This is a genomic window from Delftia tsuruhatensis, from assembly GCF_903815225.1.
GTDB classification, from domain to species: Bacteria; Pseudomonadota; Gammaproteobacteria; order Burkholderiales; family Burkholderiaceae_C; genus Comamonas; species Comamonas tsuruhatensis_A.
Genome location: NZ_LR813084.1, coordinates 4,263,538 through 4,280,108 on the forward strand (window position 1 = coordinate 4,263,538; position 16,571 = coordinate 4,280,108).

The window sequence follows — 16,571 nt, forward strand, 5'->3', positions numbered from 1 at the left end:
GCGCTTTTGCGGGAAGGCGGGCCTGCGCACAATGCTTGGCCATGAACCAACCCGCATCCGCCGCCAAGTTCGACACCTCCCGCGCAGCCGAGTACGAGACGCAAAGCCGCATCGCCCTGGCCGGCTATGACGCCTGCCACGATCTGGCGGCCTGTCTGCTGGCCGCCAGCCTCGGCGAGGAGCCGCAATCGGTGCTGGTGGGAGGCGCCGGCGGCACGGGCCGGGAAATCCTGGCCACGGCCGGCCTCCGGCCCCGGTGGCGCTTCACGGCCGTGGATCCCTCCGCCCCCATGCTCGGACAGACCATGGACCGCATCGCGGCGGCAGGGCTGTCGGACCGCGTACAGGCCGTGCCCTGCACGGTCGAGGATCTCGCGCCCGATACGGTGTTCGACGCGGCCACGCTGATCGGCGTGCTGCACCACATCCCCGAAGACACGGACAAGCAGCGCCTGCTCGACACCCTGTCGGCCCGGCTTGCGCCCGGCGCCCCCTTCATCCTGGCCTGCAACCGCCACCGCTACGACAGCGAACCGCTGTTCCTCGACGCCTGGGCCATGCGCTGGCGCATGGCAGGCGCCGACGAGGCCGCCGTCCATGCGAAACTCGGAAAGATCCGGCAGGGCGCGGTGCCCCCCGCCTCCGAGGAGGTTGTGGAGCAGATGCTGGCCCAGGCCGGCTTCAGGGCCCCGAGGCGCTTTTTCTCCAGCCTGTTCTGGTGTGCCTGGATCGCCTTCAAGGCATGAGCGCGGTCCCGGATCGCTCCTTTCCCATCCACGTTCTTCCCCTTCTCTTTTTCGACATGAACTTCTCCGCACGCCTGCAGCAACTGCCTGCCGTCACCCATCTCGCCTCGCTGCAACTGGCCGACGCCCAGGGCCAGATCGTGGCCACCATCGAGAACAGGCCCGGCCAGACCGGCTCTCTGGCCGTCTACCATGCACTGGCCGCGCTGTACGGCGGCCGCATCACGCCGGCCGCCGCCGGCCTGGGCCTGGAGTGGTATGCCGAGCACACGCAGGACGCCATCGCCTTCCCGGGCAAGCATCCCAACATCGACCGCCTGCTGGCCTGGTCCAGGGGCACCGAGAGCTACGAGGCGCGCCTGATCACGGCCTGATACGCGACCGGCGAACACTGCGTCACACAAGTTGCGCGCGCTGTCGGCATCGACTGACAGGTCCTCGTCAACGCGGCAGGCCCCATGGCGTTCAAATGGCACAGGCCTTGCCGCCACGGCGTGCAAGGCGTTCCTGCCCAGGAGAACGCAATGCTGCATTCCGCCGTGCCGTTCGCACGCATCCCCACCCCTGGCCTGCACCTGACGGTGCTGGGCCTGGCAGCCGCCGTGGCGCTGAGCGCCTGCAACGAATCCGGGGACAAGCCGCCCCAGGCCGCCAGCGCTCCGCTGCCGTCGGCGACGGAAAGTGCGCAGCCCGCCGCCACGCCGGCCGCCTATGCGCCGCCCCCGGCCGAGACGCTCTACCAGATGGTGGCGCCCATCGCGCTGTACCCCGACAAGCTCGTCGCCCAGGTGCTCGCCGCCTCCACCTATCCCGACCAGGTCGGCGCCGCCGAGGTCTGGCTGGGCCAGAACCCCGGCCTCCAGCCGGAGGCCCTGCAAGGCGCCGTCAACGGCCAGGACTGGGACCCCTCGGTCAAGTCGCTGGCGCTGTTTCCCAATGTGCTGGCTCAGCTGGCCTCCAACATTCCCTGGACCACGGCCCTGGGCAAGGCCTACTACAACGATCCGGCCGACGTGATGAATGCCATCCAGGTGATGCGCCAGCGCGCCTACAAGGCCGGCACGCTCAGGGACTCCAGCCGGCTCAAGGTGGCGGTCGCCACGCCCGACGCCCCCTCTCCCGCACCGCCACCGGCGGGAGAATCCCTGTCATCCATGCTGCCGGTGCCCGTGATCGATACGCCGCCGCAGTTCATCGAGATCTCGCCCGCGCAGCCCGACACCGTCTATGTGCCCCAGTACGACCCTGGTGTGGTCTATGGCGAGCCGTTGCCGGTCTACGGCGGCTACCGCCCCATCGTGGCGCCGCAGCCGGTGGTTGTAGGCAGCACCGCCACGCCGCTGGTCACTGGGCTGATCGGCTTTGGCGCCGGCGTGGTGCTGGCCGAGGCCGTGGACCGCCGACCCTGGGGCTGGAACTCCTGGGGCATGCGCTGGGGCGAGCCCGGCTACCGCTGGCATCGCAACGAACCGCCGCCACCGCCCTCGCGCCGACCGGCCGTGGTCTACAACAACAACACCTATGTCTCACGGTCGACGACGGTGGTGCAGAACATACACAACACCAACGTCAGCTACATCGCCAATGACGGGCGCCGGGACCCACGCCATGACGACCACCGGCCGCAAGGCGGCGACCCGCGCTCGGGCGCCATGGCGGCAGCGGCCCTGGCAGGGGCTGCAGGCATGGCCGGTGCGGCACACATGGCCGGCACAGCCGGTCCGGCACCGGGCATGCCGCATCGACTGGGCCTGAGGCCGCCGCAGGGAGGGCCGGCAGGGTCCGCCCAGGGCATGCTCGCGCCCGGCACCGCGCAAGGGTTCGCACAGCATGACGGCATGGACCGCGGACACCCCGGACTGCGGCCCGATGACAGGCCACAGGCAAGATTGCAGCCCAGGATGGCCCCAGTGCCGGCTTCACAGCCGGGGCAGTTCGGGCAGGCCGGTAAATGGCCGCAATCTCCCGAACCGGGCGTGACGCAGCGGCCGGCACCGGCAATTCCCGCGGCCGCCCAGGCGGGAGAAAGAGGGCGGGACGCCAGGTTGCCGTCCTGGTCCTCCGCAGCCACTCGGCAGGGAATGCGGTCGCAGGACAGGCAGGACCACGGCTCCTCCATGGCCGATGCCGCACGCATGCGCCAGCAGCAGCAGCAGATGGAGATGCAGACGGCCCGCCTTCGTGGCGAGGAACAGGCACGGCAGCGACAAGCGCAACGCCAGGCCCAGATGCAGGCCCAGGCCAGGGATCAGGCACGCGAGCAGGCACAGATGCAGGCGCGCCAGCAAGCGGAGCGTGATCGCCAGGCCTTCCAGCAACGCGCACAGGACCAGGCCCGTCAACAGCAGTTGCAGCAACAGCAGCAACAAGCCCGTGCACAGCAGCAGATGCAGGCCAGGATGCAGGCGCAACAACAGGCACAGCAGCAAGCGCAAAGGCAGGCCCAGATGCAGGATCGGCAGGCACAGCAGCAAAGGCAGCAGCAGTTCGAGGCCGCCCAGCAGCAGCGCATGGCCAATGCCTCCCGGCCACAGGAACGGCGCGGCGGACGCGACGAACGCAGGGACCGCTGAACGGGCGGGCGGCGGGTTGGCATGACGGACAATGGGGCGCAAGACAACGGCTCCACCCCCAGTTCCACCATGCAGATACCGACGACGAATCCCCGCTCCCGCCGACTGTTCGTGCACTCCCTGTGCGCCTCGGGCACAGGCCTGATGGTTCCGGCCTGGGCCGCCAAGGCCGCGGCGCCCTCCAGCGAATCTCCCTGGCCCCGTGACAGCCGCGTGCCCGGCGGCGTGGCCCGCCTGTCGCTGGGTCCCGCGGGCCAGCGGCCCCAGGTGCTGGCCGGTGATGTGCCCGTGCTGGTGACGGGCGACATGATCGAATGGACGGCTGTGGTGGGCATCCCTCTTTCAGCCACGCCAGGCGCGCACAGCGTGACGGTCAAGGGCGAAGGCGCCCCCCGCGCCCTGCCCTACCAGGTCCGCGACAAGAAATACACCGAGCAGCGCCTGAAGGTATCGCCCAAGACCGTGGATCTCTCACCCGAGGACGAGGCACGCTACCAGCGCGAACGCATCCACCAGCAGACGATCATGGAGCTGTTCACCGAACCGCCTGCCAGCCTTGGCGACCTGCGCATGCGCCAACCCGTGCCGGGGCGGCGCAGCAGCAGCTTCGGTCTGCGCCGCGTGTTCAACGGCCAGCCGCGCAATCCCCACAGCGGAATGGACATCGCCGCGGCCACCGGCACCAGCGTGGTCGCGCCACTGCCGGGCAAGGTCGTGGATGTGGGTGACTATTTCTTCAACGGCGGTACCGTCTGGCTGGACCATGGCGGCGGATTGCTGAGCATGTACTGCCACCTGAGCAGCGTGCAGTGCAAGGTCGGCGACCGGCTGGAGACGGGAGATGCCTTCTGCAAGGTCGGCGCCACGGGCCGCGTCACCGGGCCCCACCTGCACTGGGGCGTGATGCTCAACCGCGGCATGGTGGACCCGGCGCTGTTCCTGGCGGCCTGAGCCAGGATCCCTGGGCGCCCGCCGTCCGGTGCGGATCAGTGATGGGCCGAGGGCAGGGAGCCCTGGGGCGCCACGGGCGTGGGCGTGGCGATGGACTCGCGGTCCTGCTGCAGATAGCGCGACACCAGCTCGAAGAAGCTGTCGTAGAAACCGCTCTTGGCAATCGTCTCGCTGCCCACCTTGACCATGGAGTCGCTGCCCGAGGAGAACGGCAGCGACACCGAGCCCAGCGCGCCCACGCCCAGACTGGCCGAGTTGGCGCTTTTCTTCAACGTGTAGCGGTCCTGCAATGCCGTGACGAAGCCTATGCTGACCTGGCCGTCGGCGGTCTCGGGCACGCAGACCACGCGGATGTTCATCTGCAGATTCAGTTCGGGATCGGGCTGGAAGCTCTTGCTGCCTTCGATCAGCTCGGCCGTGCGCGCATTGGCGATGTAGCCCTGGCTCAGCAATGCGCGGCGCGCGGCCTCGCAGGTCTGTGCCGGCGAGGCATCGAACATGCGCGAAAAGGTCTCGGTGGAGCCGAAGCTCTCCTGCACGGGCACATGCTGCGGAATCGTGGAGCCGCAGCCCGCAAGCACCGCGATGACGGCCAAGATCCCGGCGCAGCGCCTGCCACGCACCCTGTTTGCTGCACTCCAACGTCGAACCACGAACCTGCTCCTTGCTGCGGCACCGCCTGAGGATGGCATGGCGGCTGGCCGGCTATTTTCACCTGCGCGCTGCGCATCGGTTGCCATCTTCGCAGCAATCGGCCTTCTTCCTGGATCAAATTGATGCAAACGAATGTGAATAGCGCCCCGATCTGACAGGCGGTGGCGCGCATCTGCGTTATCGTGCCCGGGTTCGCCATTGGCCGGCGCGGCCCCGCGCCGCGCAACGGGCTGCACAGCCCGCCGTGCCTGCGTCTGTCCATTCAACCGAGGAAGAAAACATGAAGCCAAGCTGGACCTGGTGCCTGCCCCTGATCGTCACCATGGGCCTGGGCGCCTGCAGCCATCTCGACAACGGCGGCAAGGCCGATGCCGCCAGCAAGGCACAGCCGGCGCCCACCGGACCGGCCGGCGATGCCAGGTCGCTCACCGCCTACCACTGGAACCTGCGCCAGGCCTTCACGCCGCAGGGCGGCGAGGACCAGAGCTGGTTCCTGACCGCCGGCTCGCGCAAGCCGCCGCTGCAGCTGGACTTCGCCGACCGGCGCCTGGCCGTCAAGAACCTGTGCAACGTCGTGACCACGGGCTACAGCACCGAGGGCAACCGCATCTCCACGCAGCGCGCGGCCAGCACGCTGATGGCCTGCGATGACGACCAGCTGATGGCGCTGGAGCAAAAAGTCGCCCGCATCCTGCCCACGGCCAAGCAATGGGCCGTGCAGCTGGGAGAAGGCCAGCAGCCTCCACGCCTGACGCTGACCTTCATCGACGGCACGCGCTGGCAGTTCGAGGGCTCGCCCACGGCCCAGACCCAGTACGGCAGCGCCGGAGAACGCATCTTCCTGGAGGTCGCTCCGCAGCGCGCGGCCTGCAGCCATCCGCTGATCAAGGATTTCCAGTGCCTGCGCGTGCGCGAGATCCGCTATGGCGACAACGGCGTGAAGACCTCCACCGGCGAGTGGGAGAACTTCTACAGCGAGATCGAGGGCTACAAGCACGAGCCGGGCATCCGCAATGTGCTGCGCATCCAGCGCTACAAGCGCCAGAACGTGCCGGCCGATGCATCGGCCTACGCCTATGTGCTGGACATGGTGGTCGAGAGCGAGCGCGTGGGCCGCTGAGCGCACCGCCACCAGCCCTTGACCGAGGCCTGCCTTGCGCAGGCCTTTTTCCTGTCCCGCCCATGCCTCACAGCACCGGACTGAACATGGCCAGCAGGTTGTTCCAGATGCGACGGCGCCATGGCCAGGCATGGACCTGCGCGGCCAGCACCTGGTCGGAATGACCGATGTACTCGTCCTGCCGCTGGCGGATGGCCCGGGCCACGGATTCGTCCTGCAGCAGCACGTTGTTCTCGAAGTTCAGGTCGAAGCTGCGCAGGTCCAGGTTGGTGGAACCGACCAGGGCCACCTGTCCGTCCAGGCACAGGGTCTTGGCATGCAGCAGGCCGGGGCGGAATTCGTACAGGATGACGCCGGCCCGCAGCAGGTATCGGTAGGTGCTGCGGCTGGCGCCTCCCACGATCCAGGAGTCGTTGCGCGCCGGCACGATGAGCGTCACCCGCACGCCGCGCCAGGCGGCGGCGCACAACGCCTCCAGCACCGTGGCATCGGGAAGGAAGTAGGGGGTGGAGATCACGACCTCACGCCGTGCGCAGGCCAGCAGCGTGGACACCAGCTGCGATGTGCAGCGCGGCCGCTCGGCAGGCCCTTCGGCGATCACCACGGCAGCGAAGCCATGGGACGTCCGGGGCGCGCGAACCTCGTGCGCAGGGGCAACACACGGCCCGCGCGACTGGCCGCTGGCCTGCACCCAGTCGCTGGCGAACACCTGCTGCATCTGCGCCACGGCCGGCCCCTGCAGACGCAGCATGATGTCCACCCAGGGCGCATAGCGGGCTTTCACGGCAAAGGCCTCGTCCGCGCAATTCTGGCTGCCGCAATAGGTGATGCGGCCATCGATCAACGTGATCTTGCGGTGGTTGCGCAGGTCCAGGCGGCTGGTGAGCATCACGCGCAGCGGGTGGCTGGCGGGCAGAGCCACCGCCAGTTGCACGCCGGCCTGGGCCATCTCCTGCCACAGCGCAGACCCCACCAGCGCCCGCGACCCCATTCCGTCCACCATCGCCCGACAGACCACGCCACGGCGCGCCGCCCGCATCAGTGCCTGTGCGACGTCCGTTCCCGTGCGGTCGGCCAGCCAGATGTAGTAGAGGACATTGATCTCGTGGCGCGCGGCATCCATGTCCGCGAGCATGGATGCCCGGGCCTGGGCACCGTCGGCCATCAGCTGCGCGCAGTGGCCCGGCTGCACGGGAAAGCGGTTGATGGAGGCCGCGTAACCGAACGCGGCCTGCCATTGCGCCGCGATCTGCGGCCCTGCCTCGGGTACCGGTGCGTCGGTGTGGCCCGGATCCGGTGCATCGGCAAAGTCCTGTACACGCCGGTACCGCGCGCGGCCGCGGCGGCGCAACGCGACCTCGCCGAACAGGTAGTACAGCACGCAGCTCACATAGGGCAGGAGCACGATGACCGTCAGCCAGCCCATGCGGACATCGGGACGCACATCGTCGCGCAGCAGGATGCGCAGGCCGAACCCCAGGATGAGCAGACAGTGCAGAGCCAGAAGCAGCCAGGTCATGCGTCAAGCATACAAGCGGCCCGATGCCGCCCTGCCCGATGTTTCACGCTCCGCATGCGTGTCCGGCGCCGTGCAAGGTTTGCCACACCCTCGCCGCCACGGGCCATGGAATCCAGGGTCAATAGCAGCCATCACTCCCTCGCCGAGAGTGTCCACCCACACTCACCCTCTCTCATCGGCCCTTTGCGCAAGATGACCCTGCCGTGACGGTTATGCCCACCGGCTGTGGGCCTGCCTGTGGACAAGCTTCGGGACAACCCGGCATTGCCGCGCCGGCCATGGCTTTGCCACGGGCGCTGAAAAAACAGGCACATTGCGGCACTGCCGCAATGTTTCACGCGCGAGGCAGACAGATATCAGCGAAACCGGAAACGTCCCTCGACGAACATGGAGGAACGATGCCCGCCTTCGCTGTCCGGATCCGCGAAGGACCAGAAGGCCTGCACCGTTCCCTGCGCCGTGTCGATGACCTGGCTGACGGTGAACCCCGTCTTCTCTATCCAGTTGAGGAAATGCAGGCTGTCGCTGACCTGCAGGTAGCTCAGCCGCTCACAGCCGTCGGACACATGGCCCTGGGAGTCCACCACATGCCAGACCATCTGGCCCTGGGGGGTATAGCGCACATCGGCCTTGCTGTCGGGGAAGTCGATGACGGCTTCGCGTCCGATCAGGGTGCCGGCATATTGCAGGGACAACATGGACATGGTGTGTGCTCCTTGGATGCGGGAACTGGATTCCTCGACTGCGCCGGGCCCTGGCGCGGCCCGTGATCGCATATTCGCGCCACGCCCTGCCCGTGCTTGTGGGAACGCGCCGCATGCCTTCGTCGGCAGCGTGGCGCATGCGGCACGGCCTGCACGGCGGCGGCATTTCGCAGATACTGCGCGGGCCCGTCCACGGATATCCGATCTTGCCCTCTTCCCCGCTCCCCCCCTCATCGGCCGACGCTGCGGCGTCCGGCCTGCGCCACAGCGCCTTCGTCCCCTTCGTCATGGCGCGCATGCTGTCCATGTTCGCCCAGCAGATGCAGGCCGTGGTCGTCGCATGGCAGGTCTATGACCTCACGCGCGATCCCATGTCCCTGGCCTATGTGGGCCTGGCCCAGTTCCTGCCCATGCTGGCGCTGCTGATCCCGGCCGGCGACCTCAGCGACCGCATGAGCCGCAAGTGCCTGCTGGCGGGCAGCTGGGCAGTGGCCGCGCTGTGCTCGCTGCTGCTGCTGTGGCTGTCCTGGTACGAGGGCGCGGCCGCCCATGACGTGCACTGGATCTATGGCGTGCTGGTGCTGTTCGGCTGCAGCCGCGCCTTCACGGGGCCGGCACTGCAAAGCCTGCTGCCGCAGATCGTGCCGCGCGAGCAGTTGGCCCAGGCGCTGGCCACCAACAGCATGCTGATGCGCACGGCCGCCATCGCGGCGCCCGTGCTGGGCGGCCTGCTGTATGCCTGGGGCGGCGCCGTGCTGACCTATGCGGTCTGCGGCGTCTCCCTCGTGCTGGCCGTGCTGCTGCTGGGCGCCGTTCCCGTGCGCTTTGCCGAAGCCATGGCACCGGCCGGCGGCTCCCTGTGGCTGCGCTTCGGTGAAGGCATCCACTTCATCCGCACGCGCCCCATCATCCTGGGCACGATCTCGCTGGACCTGTTCGCCGTGCTGCTGGGCGGCGTGGTGGCCCTGCTGCCGGTCTACGCGCACGAGGTGCTCAAGGTCGGTCCCGAGGGGTTGGGTCTGCTGCGCTCGTCCATGACCGTGGGCGAGGTGGCCATGGGGCTGTGGCTGTCGGCCCGCCCCATCCAGCGCCATGTGGGCCGCGTGATGTTCGGTGCCGTGGCCATCTTCGGCGTGGCCAACCTGGTGTTCGCGCTGTCGCACTGGTTCTGGCTGTCGATGGCGGCCCTGATGCTGGCCGGTGCGGCCGACATGGTCAGCGTCTACATCCGCTCCGCCCTGGTGCAGTTCTCCACGCCCGACTCCATGCGCGGGCGCGTGAACGCGGTGAACATGCTGTTCATCGGTTCGTCCAACGAGCTGGGCGAGTTCCGCGCCGGCACCAGCGCCGCCTGGCTGGGCGCCGTGCCTGCGGCCGTGCTGGGCAGCCTGTGCACGCTGGGCGTGGTCGGCGGCTGGATGGCGCTGTTCAAGCCGCTGCGCGACGTCGACCGGCTGGAGGACGCGGCCCGCGTCGGCCAGGGCTGAGGCAGGCGCCGCCTGCGCCTACAACAGTGCGGCACGCAGCTCGGCCGCGCTTTTGGGATGCAGCAGGCCGGGCGCCACATCGAGGAGGGTCTTGCAGCCCGTCTGACCGGACTGCTGCATTCTGTGCACGGCACGCGCACAGGCCACGAGCACGCTGGCCGTGAACTCAGGATTGCTGTCCAGCCGCAGCCGGTATTCGATGGCATGGTGGTGCCGATCCGACGTACTGCCACTGCGGATCACGAAGCCGCCATGCGGCATGGCTCCGTGCTCGCGCTCCAGCTGCGCCGCGCTGATGAAATGCACCGTGGTGTCGTATGCATCGAAGTAGTGCGGCATGCCGACGATGGCCTGGCGCACCTGCTCACGCATGCCGTCACCATCGGCGCCGGGCTCCAGCACGACGAAGCACTCGCGCCGGTGCGCCTCACGCGCGGACAATGTGGGCCGCTCGCCGCCGCGCACACGCTCCACGGCTTCCTCCACGGGGATGGTGTATTGCACACCGCCCGCCACGCCGGGAATGCGGCGGATGGCATCCGAATGCCCCTGGCTCAGTCCCTTGCCCCAGAAGGTGTAGGTCGCGCCATCGGGCAGCAGCGCCTCGCCCATGACGCGCTGGAGGGAGAACATGCCCGGGTCCCAGCCCGCGCAAATCAGCGCCGTGGTCCCGGCGGCCCGGGCCGCCGCGTCCACCCGCTCGAAATGCTCCGGAATACGCGCATGGGTATCGAAGCTGTCCACCAGGGAGAAATGCGCGGCCAGCTCGGACGACTGGTGCGGCAGATCGTCCTTGGAGCCGCCGCACAGCACGAGCACGTCGATACCGCTGCGCCGTGCCGGCAGATCGGCCATGCCGAGCACGGAGGTTTCGGTGCACAGGGGCCTGATCCGGGCGGGATCGCGGCGCGTGTAGATGCCCTCCAGCACCATGTCGGCATTCCTGGCGATGGCCGCTTCCACGCCACGGCCGAGGTTGCCGTGGCCGACGATGGCGATGCGGATGCGGGCGGGAGAGTCCGGTGTGCTGCGATGGTCCATGCGGTAGCGCCTTTGTAGTGTGATCCAGGCGCGATATTGCCCCGCTGCGCAGCCGCCAGTCATGCCACCGGGCGCAGCACTGCGTTGATCTCGATACAGGTAGTGGCCGGCCCCCCTACACTCACGCCCTCATGTCTCTGCCATCCCCTGTCCTCCCCCCCGGCCCTTGCGCCGCAGAAGCTCCCTTGCGCATCCTGTGGCGCGACGAGCACCTGGTCGCCGTCTACAAGCCCGCCGGCTGGCTGGTGCACCGCACCGGGCTGGATGCGCATGAGACGCGCTTCGTGCTGCAGACGCTGCGCGACCAGCTGGGCTGCCATGTCCATCCCGCCCATCGGCTGGACAAGGGCACCTGCGGCGTGCTGGTCATGGCCCTGCACGCCCAGGCAGCACAGCGCCTGGGCGAGGCCTTTGCGGGCCATGCGATGCGCAAGCAGTACCTGGCCCTGGTGCGCGGCTGGTTGCCGGACGCGGTGCAGGTCGATCACGCGCTCAGGCCCGACGATGCCCCCGAGGGCGCGCCGGCCCAGCCGGCACGGACCTCGCTGCGCTGCCTGGCCCGGCTCGAATGGCCCGAGTCCTTCGATCCCCGGCACGCGGCCACGCGGGTTTCCCTGGTCGAGGCGCGGCCCTCCACGGGCAGGCGCCACCAGATACGCCGCCACCTCAAGCACGTGGCCCACCCCATCATCGGCGACGCCACGCATGGCAAGGGCCCCTTGAACCGCTGGTGGGCCGAACGGCTGGGCCTGCAGCGGCTGTGGCTGCATGCCCATGCCCTGGAGCTGGCCCACCCGATGACGGGCGAGCCGCTGCACTTCAGGGCCGACTGGCGCGACCTGGCGCAGGAACCCGATGTGCAGCACTGGCAGGCGCTGTGCGCCCTGCCCGGCTGGCAGGCATGCGCGGACCTGCCGCCGTCCGTCGCGCCTTACCTGGCTGCCGTTGCGGCGGGCTCGCCCGCCTCGCCCATTTCCGGCTGCTCCAGCCCCGGCGCGGCCACGTAGGCGTAGTCGGCCGAGCCATCGGCCTTGAGCACGCCCGACAGGAGCTCGACCAGGCGCTCATTGCCCATCTTGAAGCCGCAGGCCTGGGCATGGCCACCGCCGCCAAAGCTCTCGGCCAGCGGAATGCAGTTGAATTCCGTGCGCGAGCGCAGGCCGACCTTCACGCCCTTGGTGCTGGCGTGCCACATCAGCGCATAGCTGCCGCTTTGGCGCGCCAGCAGATCGCCGACCTGACTGTGGAACATGCCCGGGCAGTTGACCATCAGGCCCTGCATGCCGTTGAAGACCAGGGGCTGGGCGGCCTCGGCGATGTCGGAACACAGCTTCTGGAATTTCTCGTCCATGGCGCCGCCGCGCGCCATGAAGGCGGCTTCCTGTTCGGGCGTGAAGGCCGCGATCTCGGCCCAGCGCTCGAAGCTGCGCGGCTCCATGTCCAGCGCCGCGAGGAAGCCCGCGCTCTCGGCGAATTCCCATTTCCAGATGTCGCGGTCCTCGATGTAGCGGATCAGGCCGGGCACCGGCTTGTCGGCCTGGAAGAACTCCCAGGCCAGGCGTGCCCCCGACTTGTTCATGTCGAAGTGCACGACGCCGCATCGGCACTGGTAGCCGGTGAGCCTCTCGGCCGCGCTCTTGTGGTGGTCCAGCACCACGAGCTTGGCCACGCGCGCCTCGATCTCGGCCATCAGATCCGGTTCGAAGGCGAAGTCCAGAACATAGACCGCGCGGCCCTGCAGTTCGCCCAGATCGTCCGCCGCCTGGATCTCGCCATGGTCCAGGCCCCGGAATTCGGCCTGGCCACCATAAAACAGCCAGGCCGCCAGCGCAGCGCCATAGCCGTCCGGGCAGCGGCGGCCATGGTAGAGGATCAGGGGGCGGGGGTCGTCATGCTCGGGGCGCACGAACAGCTGCAGGGGCAGGATGGTGTTTTTCATGATGGGGGCGATTGTCGGTCCTGCGGCCATTCCCCGCATGTGCCACAGCGCCAAGGCCGTTGGCTTGCTGCGCGGACTATCAAAGAACGTAGCGCAAAGCCTCGGCCGCGCAAGGCCTATCACCGCAGCGGACGCCATAGGAAAGGCCCAGGACCTATCATGTCCGCCTTGTCATTGAATTGCTGCGGCCGCCTGTGGACCCGCCGGGCGTGCAGGCCGCCGCGGCCCGCGTATGCGACCCACACCCGATATCACCCCCCATCTCGGTCAGTTGCTGAAGTTCCGCCATGACCTGCATGCCCACCCCGAACTGCGCTACGAGGAGCACCGCACCGCCGACAAGGTGTCTGCCTATCTGAGCGCGCTGGGGCTGCAGGTCCATCGCGGACTGGGCGGGACCGGCGTGGTGGCATCCATCCATGGCCGGGGGCGCAGTGCCGCCCAGCCGGGCCGCAGCATCGGCATACGCGCCGACATGGATGCCTTGCCGGTGACGGAACTCAACGTCTTCGGGCACGCCAGCCGCAACCCCGGCTGCATGCACGCCTGCGGCCATGACGGCCACACGACCATGCTGCTGGGCGCGGCGACATTGCTGGCGCAGCAACCGGATTTCGATGGAACGGTCCACCTGATCTTCCAGCCCGCCGAGGAAGGCGGTGCCGGCGCCAAGGCCATGATGGAAGACGGTCTGTTCGAAAAATTCCCTTGCGAGGCCGTGTTCGCGCTGCACAACTGGCCCGCGCTGCCCGCCGGCGAGATGGCCGTGCGCGCCGGCCCCATCATGGCTTCGACCCTGCGCTTCGAGATCCGCGTGCACGGCAAGGGCGGCCATGCGGCCATGCCCCACGCCACGCTGGACCCCATCCCCGTGGCCTGCGCCATCGTCGGCCAGCTCCAGACCCTGGTCTCGCGCAGCACCGACCCGCTGGACAGCGCCGTGCTCACCGTGGGCAAGATCACCAGTGGCACGGTGGAAAACATCATTCCCGACGAGGCCTGCATCTTCGGCACGGTGCGGGCCCTCAGGACCGATACCCAGCAGATGTTCATCGACGGCATGCAACGCATCAGCGAGCATGTGGCGGCAGCCCATCTGTGCCGCGCCGAGTTCATCCTCAAGCCCGGCTACCCCAACACCACCAACCATGAGCGCGAGGCCCGCTTCATGGGCGAAGTGATGCGCGAAGCCGTCGGCGACGGCAAGGCCCACACCGATGTGCCGCCCGCCATGACGGCCGAGGACTTCGGCTTCATGCTGGAGGCCGTTCCGGGCGCCTACGGCTGGATCGGCAACGGTCCCGCCAGCGGGGAACCCGGCGTGGGCCTGCACAACCCCGGCTACGACTTCAACGACGACAACCTGGGACGCGGCGCACGCTTCTGGGACCTGCTGGCACGCCGATGGTTCGAGCAGGCCGGGGACTGAGCGGGCTCACACGCCCGCCGGCGTCCCCAGTTGCAAGTCCAGCCACTCACCCACGGGCAGCGGCCGGCCATAGTGGTAGCCCTGGAACAGCACACCCTGGTTCCAGGCACGCAGCGTGTCGGCCTGGGCCTCGGTTTCCACGCCCTCGGCCACCACGCGCAAGCCCAGGCGCCCGGCCATGAGCAAGATGGCCTCGACCATGGCGGCATTGCCCGGCGAGGCATGGCAATCCTGCACGAAGGACTTGTCGATCTTCAACTCCTGGAAAGGCAACCGTTGCAGGTAGGCCAGGGATGAGTAGCCGGTGCCGAAGTCATCCAGCCCCATCTCCACGCCCAGGCCCTGGAGCTCCACCATGCGATCGCGCGCCTCGTCCACGTCGCGCATGACCACGCTTTCGGTGATCTCCAGCGTCAGCCGGCGCGGATCGGCCCCGGTCTCGCCCAGGATGCGCTTGAGCTTGTCCACCACGTCGGGCTGGCGGAACTGCCGCCAGCTGACATTGACCGACAGCCGCCAGCCCTGCTCCGCGAACTCGGGCCGGGCCAGCAGCCGGCAGGCCTGCTCCAGCATCCAGTCGCCCAGCAGCACGATCAGGTCCGACTCCTCGGCCACGGCGATGAAGTCGCCCGGCTCGACCAGGCCCAGGCGCGGATGGTTCCAGCGCACCAGCACTTCGGCGCTCACGCACTGTCCCCGGCGGTCCACCTGGGACTGCAGATAGGGCTGCAGCTCGCCCGCGGGAATACCGCGCCGCAAATCCTTTTCGATGCGAAAGCGCTTGCCCACGGCCTCCGCCATGCCCGGCTGGAACATGACCACCTGGCCCAGCCCGCCCTGCTTGGCCTGGTGCAATGCCACGCCTGCGCGGCGCAGCACGTCGTGTCCGCCACTGTCGGTGCGCGAGGCCGAAAAGCTGGCCGCGCCGATGCTGCAGCTGGCCTGGACCTCCTCGCCCGTCTCCTCCAGCCACAGCGGCCGTTCCAGCGCATCCTGCAGTACCTGTGCCAGGCCGCGCATGCGCTGCTCCACCTCGGACGGATCCACGCCGGCGGCCTCCAGCAGTACCGCGAATTCATCGGCCCCCATGCGGGCCAGCAGCACTCCCTCGGGAAGGGCTTCGGACAGCCTCTGCGCCAGGGCATTGAGCAGGGCATCGCCGCGCACCGTGCCACGCACGTCGTTGAAGGCCGTGAAGCGGTCCATGTCCAGCAGCAGCAGCCCGTGCCGTGGCTCCCCCTCCTTGCCGCCCTCCCTGAATTCGCGCGCCAGCGCACGCAGCCTCTGGGTCAGCGTCAGTCGGTTGGGCAGGCCGGTGAGCGCATCGAAATGCGCCAGCGCGTGGATCTGCCGCTCGGCGCGCATGCGCTCGGACAGATCCTGCTTGAGCTCCACATAGTTGACGATGCTCCCGTCCGAGGCGCGGATGGGCGCCACCAGCACGGTCTCCGGCAGGTCCTCGCCCTGCCGCGTCTTGTTGGTCATCTGGCCGCGCCACAGGGCACCGCGGCCGAGCTGGCGCAGTGCCTCGTCCCAGGCAGGAGCATCCAGCCCCATCGTCGAGTAGCGGTGGGTGGGCTGGCCCATGACCTCGCTGCGCGAGTAGCCCGTGCGCTGCTGGAAAGCTTCGTTCACATACACGATGTTCTGGTGCACATCGGTGATGACGATGCTCTCCGGGTTCTGCTCCACGGCCCGGTAGAACTTGCGCAAGTCATCCTGATGCTGCTCCAGCGCCGCCAGCGTGTCCTGCAGTTCCTGGGCTCGGCGGATCAGGCTGCGCCGGGCCATCAGGGTCACCGTGCCCGTCAGGCCCAGCATGCCCACGAAGTACAGCATGGAGAACACCGCGGATGTCTCGCGCTGCCCTATCCAGCCGGCACCCTGGCCGCCCGCCACCCAGAAGCCTGCCATGACCGCCACGGACAGCCCCAGCATGGCCAGCGTGGCCCGAACACCCAGTACCCAGGCACACATGATGAGCAACGCGGGAAAGGCCAGCACCGAGCTGCTTTGCACGCCCCCCGTGGCGGCCACCACGGTCACGGCCGCCATCCAGGTTCCCCAGACAAGGACATTGGACGCCATGCGCCAGTGCCTGCGCCAGCCCAGCAGCACGGCGCCGAAGCCCACGGCCGCGGCCAGCAGGTTCAGTTGCACGCTGCGCCAAGGCACGGGCTCCTGTGTCAACAGCGCCATGGCGAGCAGGACGGTCAGGCCGCAGATCCAGATGCTGCCCACCCAGACGACGCGGCGCATGGACAAATAGGTTTCCGCCTCGACTCGATGACGCCGCATGAAACAAGCCCTGGAAAGAAAGAACAACCGACATGCTAGCGGCCCATGGTGCCAGCGGCTGTGGTGCTTGTGCCACCGGCCCGGTCGGACGCGCGCCTGCACCAAACAGG

At 68.6% G+C, this 16,571-nt stretch carries 14 protein-coding genes; 8 read left to right on the forward strand and 6 right to left on the reverse strand.

What is annotated here, in order from left to right; all coding sequences use genetic code 11:
• The first annotated feature begins 41 nt into the window (after positions 1-41).
• From L1Z78_RS19435 to L1Z78_RS19450, 4 genes are all read left to right on the forward strand, one after another.
• Positions 42-746, forward strand: coding sequence for a class I SAM-dependent methyltransferase (locus L1Z78_RS19435; protein WP_234637998.1), 705 nt, complete (start codon positions 42-44; stop codon positions 744-746).
• Positions 747-802: 56 nt separating this feature from the next.
• Positions 803-1,120: a DUF2322 family protein gene (locus L1Z78_RS19440; RefSeq protein ID WP_234642215.1), complete on the forward strand. Its 318-nt coding sequence runs from the start codon at positions 803-805 to the stop codon at positions 1,118-1,120.
• Positions 1,121-1,270: 150 nt separating this feature from the next.
• Positions 1,271-3,319, forward strand: coding sequence for a DUF3300 domain-containing protein (locus tag L1Z78_RS19445; protein WP_234637999.1), 2,049 nt, complete (start codon positions 1,271-1,273; stop codon positions 3,317-3,319).
• Between the two features lie 21 nt (positions 3,320-3,340).
• Complete coding sequence (locus tag L1Z78_RS19450; protein ID WP_418921636.1) at positions 3,341-4,270, forward strand: peptidoglycan DD-metalloendopeptidase family protein; 930 nt, start codon at positions 3,341-3,343, stop codon at positions 4,268-4,270.
• Between the two features lie 35 nt (positions 4,271-4,305).
• Here the strand turns inward: L1Z78_RS19450 and L1Z78_RS19455 are convergent, their stop codons facing one another.
• Positions 4,306-4,815, reverse strand: a complete 510-nt coding sequence (locus L1Z78_RS19455; RefSeq protein ID WP_326491985.1) for a DUF2242 domain-containing protein — start codon at positions 4,813-4,815, stop codon at positions 4,306-4,308.
• A 389-nt stretch (positions 4,816-5,204) separates the two neighbouring features.
• Here L1Z78_RS19455 and L1Z78_RS19460 point away from each other — a divergent pair, with 389 nt between their 5' ends.
• On the forward strand, positions 5,205-6,044 hold the full coding sequence (locus L1Z78_RS19460) for an META and DUF4377 domain-containing protein (RefSeq protein ID WP_234638000.1): 840 nt from the start codon (positions 5,205-5,207) through the stop codon (positions 6,042-6,044).
• A 67-nt stretch (positions 6,045-6,111) separates the two neighbouring features.
• Here the strand turns inward: L1Z78_RS19460 and cls are convergent, their stop codons facing one another.
• Both cls and L1Z78_RS19470 read right to left on the reverse strand, forming a co-directional pair.
• Entirely contained in the window at positions 6,112-7,563 is a 1,452-nt protein-coding gene (gene cls, locus L1Z78_RS19465) for a cardiolipin synthase (RefSeq protein ID WP_234638001.1), read from the reverse strand.
• Positions 7,564-7,919: 356 nt separating this feature from the next.
• Complete coding sequence (locus L1Z78_RS19470) at positions 7,920-8,267, reverse strand: MoaF-related domain-containing protein (protein ID WP_234638002.1); 348 nt, start codon at positions 8,265-8,267, stop codon at positions 7,920-7,922.
• A gap of 113 nt (positions 8,268-8,380) precedes the next feature.
• On the opposite strand from L1Z78_RS19470, the gene L1Z78_RS19475 reads away from it, so the two are divergent.
• Positions 8,381-9,754 (forward strand): MFS transporter, encoded by a 1,374-nt coding sequence (locus L1Z78_RS19475; protein WP_234642218.1) that lies wholly within the window; start codon positions 8,381-8,383, stop codon positions 9,752-9,754.
• 18 nt (positions 9,755-9,772) lie between these two features.
• Here L1Z78_RS19475 and L1Z78_RS19480 read toward each other — a convergent pair whose 3' ends face one another.
• Positions 9,773-10,795, reverse strand: a complete 1,023-nt coding sequence (locus L1Z78_RS19480) for a diaminopimelate dehydrogenase (RefSeq protein WP_234638003.1) — start codon at positions 10,793-10,795, stop codon at positions 9,773-9,775.
• A gap of 131 nt (positions 10,796-10,926) precedes the next feature.
• Here L1Z78_RS19480 and L1Z78_RS19485 point away from each other — a divergent pair, with 131 nt between their 5' ends.
• A complete protein-coding gene (locus tag L1Z78_RS19485; protein WP_234638004.1) occupies positions 10,927-11,802 on the forward strand; it encodes a pseudouridine synthase in 876 nt (291 codons plus the stop codon).
• Here L1Z78_RS19485 and L1Z78_RS19490 read toward each other — a convergent pair.
• Entirely contained in the window at positions 11,727-12,734 is a 1,008-nt protein-coding gene (locus L1Z78_RS19490) for a DHH family phosphoesterase (RefSeq protein WP_234638005.1), read from the reverse strand. The two genes, L1Z78_RS19485 and L1Z78_RS19490, sit on opposite strands and share 76 nt — an antisense overlap.
• Before the next feature lie 232 nt (positions 12,735-12,966).
• Between L1Z78_RS19490 and L1Z78_RS19495 the strand changes: the two genes are divergently transcribed.
• The gene (locus tag L1Z78_RS19495; RefSeq protein ID WP_234638006.1) at positions 12,967-14,163 is read left to right on the forward strand and encodes a M20 aminoacylase family protein; all 1,197 of its coding nucleotides are present in this window, start codon (positions 12,967-12,969) and stop codon (positions 14,161-14,163) included.
• A gap of 6 nt (positions 14,164-14,169) precedes the next feature.
• On the opposite strand, the gene L1Z78_RS19500 is transcribed toward L1Z78_RS19495, so the two are convergent.
• Positions 14,170-16,461 (reverse strand): putative bifunctional diguanylate cyclase/phosphodiesterase, encoded by a 2,292-nt coding sequence (locus L1Z78_RS19500; RefSeq protein ID WP_234638007.1) that lies wholly within the window; start codon positions 16,459-16,461, stop codon positions 14,170-14,172.
• Positions 16,462-16,571: the final 110 nt, after the last annotated feature.

What these genes read in the sequence shown, in the direction of transcription:
- L1Z78_RS19485 (WP_234638004.1), top strand. Translation starts at nt 10,927, where the DNA reads ATGTCTCTGCCATCCCCTGTCCTCCCCCCCGGCCCTTGCGCCGCAGAA.
- L1Z78_RS19480 (WP_234638003.1), bottom strand. Translation starts at nt 10,795, where the DNA reads ATGGACCATCGCAGCACACCGGACTCTCCCGCCCGCATCCGCATCGCC.
- L1Z78_RS19435 (WP_234637998.1), top strand. Translation starts at nt 42, where the DNA reads ATGAACCAACCCGCATCCGCCGCCAAGTTCGACACCTCCCGCGCAGCC.
- L1Z78_RS19460 (WP_234638000.1), top strand. Translation starts at nt 5,205, where the DNA reads ATGAAGCCAAGCTGGACCTGGTGCCTGCCCCTGATCGTCACCATGGGC.
- L1Z78_RS19445 (WP_234637999.1), top strand. Translation starts at nt 1,271, where the DNA reads ATGCTGCATTCCGCCGTGCCGTTCGCACGCATCCCCACCCCTGGCCTG.
- L1Z78_RS19470 (WP_234638002.1), bottom strand. Translation starts at nt 8,267, where the DNA reads ATGTCCATGTTGTCCCTGCAATATGCCGGCACCCTGATCGGACGCGAA.
- L1Z78_RS19450 (WP_418921636.1), top strand. Translation starts at nt 3,341, where the DNA reads ATGACGGACAATGGGGCGCAAGACAACGGCTCCACCCCCAGTTCCACC.
- L1Z78_RS19500 (WP_234638007.1), bottom strand. Translation starts at nt 16,461, where the DNA reads ATGCGGCGTCATCGAGTCGAGGCGGAAACCTATTTGTCCATGCGCCGC.
- L1Z78_RS19490 (WP_234638005.1), bottom strand. Translation starts at nt 12,734, where the DNA reads ATGAAAAACACCATCCTGCCCCTGCAGCTGTTCGTGCGCCCCGAGCAT.
- L1Z78_RS19475 (WP_234642218.1), top strand. Translation starts at nt 8,381, where the DNA reads ATGCCTTCGTCGGCAGCGTGGCGCATGCGGCACGGCCTGCACGGCGGC.
- L1Z78_RS19495 (WP_234638006.1), top strand. Translation starts at nt 12,967, where the DNA reads ATGCGACCCACACCCGATATCACCCCCCATCTCGGTCAGTTGCTGAAG.
- L1Z78_RS19440 (WP_234642215.1), top strand. Translation starts at nt 803, where the DNA reads ATGAACTTCTCCGCACGCCTGCAGCAACTGCCTGCCGTCACCCATCTC.
- cls (WP_234638001.1), bottom strand. Translation starts at nt 7,563, where the DNA reads ATGACCTGGCTGCTTCTGGCTCTGCACTGTCTGCTCATCCTGGGGTTC.